Raw genomic sequence first — 3,759 nt, 5'->3', positions numbered from 1 at the left:
CCCCGCCGCTGCCTCGTCACCGAGCCGACGCCGAGCCGCGGCCGGGCCATGGTCGGGCCGCGGTCGGAGCGGTCGGCGGCGGTCAGGCGGGCTTGGCCGGGCAGGCGACCAGGTGGTCGTCGACCACGCCCACGGCCTGGAGGTAGGAGTAGACGATGGTGGTGCCCACGAAGGTGAAGCCGCGCTTCCTCAGGTCCCTGCTGACCCGGTCCGACAGCGGGGTGCTCACCGGGACCTCGGAGGGTTCGGTGAAGCGGTTGACCACGGGCGTTCCGTCCACCCAGCCCCACAGGTAGGCCGTGAAGGTGCCGTACTCCTCGCGCACGTCCCCGAAGGCCCGGGCGTTGCGGGGGAGCGAGGCCACCTTGAGCCGGTTGCGGATGATCCCGGCGTCCTGGAGGAGCCGGTCGGTGTCCTCCTGGCCGTACTCCGCGATCCGCTCCCGGTCGAAGCCCTCCAGGGCCCGCCGGTAGTTCTCCCGCTTGTTGAGCACGGTGGACCAGGACAACCCGGCCTGCGCGCCCTCCAGGACGAGCATCTCGAACAGGTGCGCGTCGTCGCGGGAGGGCCTGCCCCACTCCTGGTCGTGGTAGGCCACCATCAGCTCGGAGGACCCCCGTGCCCAGGCACAGCGCTGGTCGGACATGGCAGCTCCTCGGGGCCGGCGGCGGTGGTCGCCTCCATGGTGCCGCAGGTCGGAGACAGTCCGGACGCGACCTCCGGTCGGGGTGCGTTGCGCAGGTGTCTCGTTGGTCGCGGTCCTGATCAGTAGGGCGAGTGCGCCGGTCCTGTGTGTGAAACCATGGGATGGTTCGGACTTGGCTCTGTGGGTGAAATGTCTGTTTCTCGGGAAGTTGGAAATTCGGCTGCTTGTCGCTGGTAATTTCCCAGGTCAGTGACTGTTCTCCCCGCGCACGCGGGGATGGTCCCCCCTCCCGTGTGAGCAGGTCGGCCGCGTCGAAGTTCTCCCCGCGCACGCGGGGATGGTCCCCGGGCGCCGTTAACCGAAACTCCGACATCATGGTTCTCCCCGCGCACGCGGGGATGGTCCCGCGCCCCACGGCTGGGAGCCGCCGGTGGGCGGGTTCTCCCCGCGCACGCGGGGATGGTCCCGCCTCCTGCGCCTGCTCGCGCAGCGCGGACAGGTTCTCCCCGCGCACGCGGGGATGGTCCCCTCGGCGCGACCGTGGGCAACCTGGTGACGGCGTGCTCCCCGCGCACGCGGGGATGGTCCCAGCGCTGGGCGCATCCAGGTAGAGGACAAGGAGTGCTCCCCGCGCACGCGGGGATGGTCCCCGCTGACCGACAACGAGATTGGTTCGATGACCCTGCTCCCCGCGCACGCGGGGATGGTCCAGTGAGCAGGTTTTGCAGGAACTGAGAAGGGGCCGCCAGCGGAGAACGCTGGCGGCCCCTTTACGCGTGTTACCGGGAACGAACGCTGGTGAGGAACGCTGCCCACTCGGCTGAGGGCGCCTCCAGGTGACCGAGGTGACGGTTCTGCGTGTCACGGACGGCGGCACCGGTGCCGGTGTCCGCGACCTCGACGCAGTTGCCGCCGCTGGGCTGGCTGTAGCTCGACTTACGGAAGTTCAACAGGGTGGGAACTGAGGTCATGGTCTTCTACTCGATCATCTGTCGAAGGTGGTCGATCGTCTCGCCGGGACGGAGAGCGGCCAGGCGTAGGTGGTTCATCAGGTTTCTGTAGCGGGCGACCTCGTCGGGCTCCTCCAAGTAGATTCCATCGGTGTCCGTTTCCAAATAGACCACCGTGGGGTCGACCGATTCGGGGAACTCCAAGATGACGAAGGGACCTCCGCTTCCCGCGTTGAGCTGGGACGCGCGTGTCATCTGGAGGGTCAGATTCGGGCGCTCGGCCATGTCCAGCAGGTGCCGGACCTGCTCCTGACGCACCATCGGGTGCTGCTCCAGCCTCAGAAGCGCGGTCTCGTCAAAGATGGCCCACAGTTCTGGTGCGTCCTCGTCGTCCAGGATGCGCTGTCGGGTCATCCGCGCGTCAACGATGCGGTGGATGTCCTCCGGCCGCAACAGCGCGGCCTGGGCGATGACCTCCATGTATCCCGGCACCTGGAGCAGGCCGGGCAGGACCACAGGTTCCCACGTGGAGATCGCGTTGGCCTCGGTCTCGAAGCCCACGTATCTCGCGGCCAGGACGTCTCGGTACCGGTTCCACCAGCCGCGTTCGAGGGACTGGCGGCACAGGTCGAGGATCTCCTCGTACTCGCGGCCGGGCGGCAGTCCGCAAGCGTTCAGGATGGCTCGGATTTCCGGGAGCTTCGGGCGCTGCTTGAGGCCGGACTCGATGTTGGAGTACGTCGACTTGGACAGCTCGGCGGCCTTCGCGACTTCCTCACTGGTCATGCGCGCGGCTTGGCGGATGCGTCGCAGCTCAGCGGACAGGCGACGTCGTCTGATGGTTGGCGAGTACCTGGTGGCCATGATGCCCCTGATCGTAGATCGTCGTCGGTCAGAGAGGGACATTTTAGGAATCCTGTAACTGGATATCGGGCGTAAGTGTACAACTAGGAATCCCATCCTTGAAAAGTTGGAATCCTAGTTGCATCATGAGGTTACTCAGTCCTTGCCGGGCTTCCCACCCGGCAACCGAGAGGAGTCGCCTCGTGCGATACCTGATCCAGTTCTTCGTGATGCTGTGGCGGGCGATAGCCCCGCCTGTCCGGGGCCGCCACGCGCGGTCCGCACTGGCTCCCGCTCGAATCCAAGCCCCGCGCCGCCGCACGCCCGTGCGCTGCCGCTGGGAGTGGCAGGACCCGCCGCCCCCTCCTCCGGAGCCCGTCGAACCCCCTGTGGAGCGCGACCTCATCCCGCCCTACTACCGGGCATGGGAACGGAAGCGAGCACACACGCGATCCGCCCCCGACCACCTCGGCGGCGACCTCCTGCACGTCATCGCCCCGGCCGCGCCGTCACCGCTCTCACCGGGTGACCTCACCGACCTCGCCGCCGTGGTCCGCCAGTGGCACACCGCCCAGACCGCCCAGACAACCCAAGCCATCCAGGCCGCCCGAACCTTCGAGGGGGTGCGGGCGTGAACTCCCTCGCCTTCCGGTCGCGCCGCAGCCGCAGCAACCGCGTCCGCCCCTTCCTCACCGTCCTGCCCACGGCATGGGTCAGCGTCGCCACGGGTGCTCTTCCGATCGTGCTCACCGCCGCACACCAGGTGCTCCGGGAGGCGAAGCGATGATGTCCGCGACCACCGCCGTCACCGTCACGGACCTGACGTGCGACGACGTCCGCCTGTGCCGCGAGGCCAACGGGTCCGGCTCCCTCGCCTCCCTGGCCGTGGCCGCCTGCCACGTCGACCTCTCCCCGGGCTGGAGCGCGCACGGCCGCGCCGCGCGGGTCGCCGCCCTGGAGAAGCTCGCCCGCCTGGCTCAGCAGGCCGCCCGCGAGTTGAGCGAGTCCGGTCAACGGCCGGGACGTGAGCCATGACCGCCGTACCCGAGCCGCGCCGCGAACCGAGGACCGTGTTCGAGGTGCGCGAGGTCGAGAGCAGGGAGGCCCTGCACGCCTGGGCGCGCGCCCACGGGGTAAGGGTCCGCTACCTGGGCTCGACCTGGCAGCACGAGGAGGTCTACGGAGCCCAGCAGGGCACACAGGTTCGCATGTGCCGCACCCCCTGGGAGCACCACCGCCTCCACCCGGTCGTGTGGAGGTCACCGCTGGAGAAGCCGCCGGTCATCCCCCGGCAGCGCACTCCCTGAACCGGTCGCGCGC

At 68.9% G+C, this 3,759-nt stretch carries 7 protein-coding genes and 1 CRISPR repeat array; of the genes, 4 read left to right on the top strand and 3 right to left on the bottom strand.

Annotated features, from left to right (window positions below):
- Positions 1-82: 82 nt before the first annotated feature.
- The 3 genes from DQW06_RS14745 to DQW06_RS14735 all read right to left on the bottom strand — a co-directional run bounded on the left by DQW06_RS14745 (position 83) and on the right by DQW06_RS14735 (position 2,460).
- Entirely contained in the window at positions 83-646 is a 564-nt protein-coding gene (locus tag DQW06_RS14745) for a DNA-3-methyladenine glycosylase I (protein ID WP_117198682.1), read from the bottom strand.
- A 258-nt stretch (positions 647-904) separates the two neighbouring features.
- Positions 905-1,357: direct repeats of the CRISPR family, unit length 26 nt; unit sequence CTCCCCGCGCACGCGGGGATGGTCCC.
- 68 nt (positions 1,358-1,425) lie between these two features.
- Positions 1,426-1,617 carry a DUF397 domain-containing protein gene (locus DQW06_RS14740; protein ID WP_013155675.1) on the bottom strand — a complete coding sequence of 64 codons (192 nt, stop codon included), beginning with the start codon at positions 1,615-1,617 and terminating at the stop codon, positions 1,426-1,428.
- A gap of 6 nt (positions 1,618-1,623) precedes the next feature.
- A complete protein-coding gene (locus tag DQW06_RS14735; protein ID WP_117198684.1) occupies positions 1,624-2,460 on the bottom strand; it encodes a helix-turn-helix transcriptional regulator in 837 nt (278 codons plus the stop codon).
- A 182-nt stretch (positions 2,461-2,642) separates the two neighbouring features.
- On the opposite strand from DQW06_RS14735, the gene DQW06_RS29545 reads away from it, so the two are divergent.
- The 4 genes from DQW06_RS29545 to DQW06_RS14720 are packed head-to-tail and all read left to right on the top strand — an operon-like array spanning position 2,643 to position 3,746.
- Positions 2,643-3,074, top strand: coding sequence for a hypothetical protein (locus tag DQW06_RS29545; protein ID WP_232833026.1), 432 nt, complete (start codon positions 2,643-2,645; stop codon positions 3,072-3,074).
- On the top strand, positions 3,071-3,226 hold the full coding sequence (locus DQW06_RS29245) for a hypothetical protein (protein WP_198662450.1): 156 nt from the start codon (positions 3,071-3,073) through the stop codon (positions 3,224-3,226). The genes DQW06_RS29545 and DQW06_RS29245 overlap by 4 nt, the downstream gene beginning before the upstream one ends.
- Positions 3,226-3,474 (top strand): hypothetical protein, encoded by a 249-nt coding sequence (locus DQW06_RS14725; protein ID WP_232238560.1) that lies wholly within the window; start codon positions 3,226-3,228, stop codon positions 3,472-3,474. Before DQW06_RS29245 ends, DQW06_RS14725 begins: the two co-directional genes overlap by 1 nt.
- Positions 3,471-3,746: a hypothetical protein gene (locus tag DQW06_RS14720; protein WP_117198677.1), complete on the top strand. Its 276-nt coding sequence runs from the start codon at positions 3,471-3,473 to the stop codon at positions 3,744-3,746. The genes DQW06_RS14725 and DQW06_RS14720 overlap by 4 nt, the downstream gene beginning before the upstream one ends.
- The last annotated feature ends 13 nt before the right edge of the window (positions 3,747-3,759 follow it).

Origin of the sequence: Nocardiopsis sp. TNDT3, assembly GCF_003427465.1 — a bacterium.
In the GTDB taxonomy this organism is placed as follows: domain Bacteria; phylum Actinomycetota; class Actinomycetes; order Streptosporangiales; family Streptosporangiaceae; genus Nocardiopsis; species Nocardiopsis dassonvillei.
Note: the sequence above shows the minus strand (reverse complement) of the source record. Positions and strands in the feature narration are given on the sequence as shown.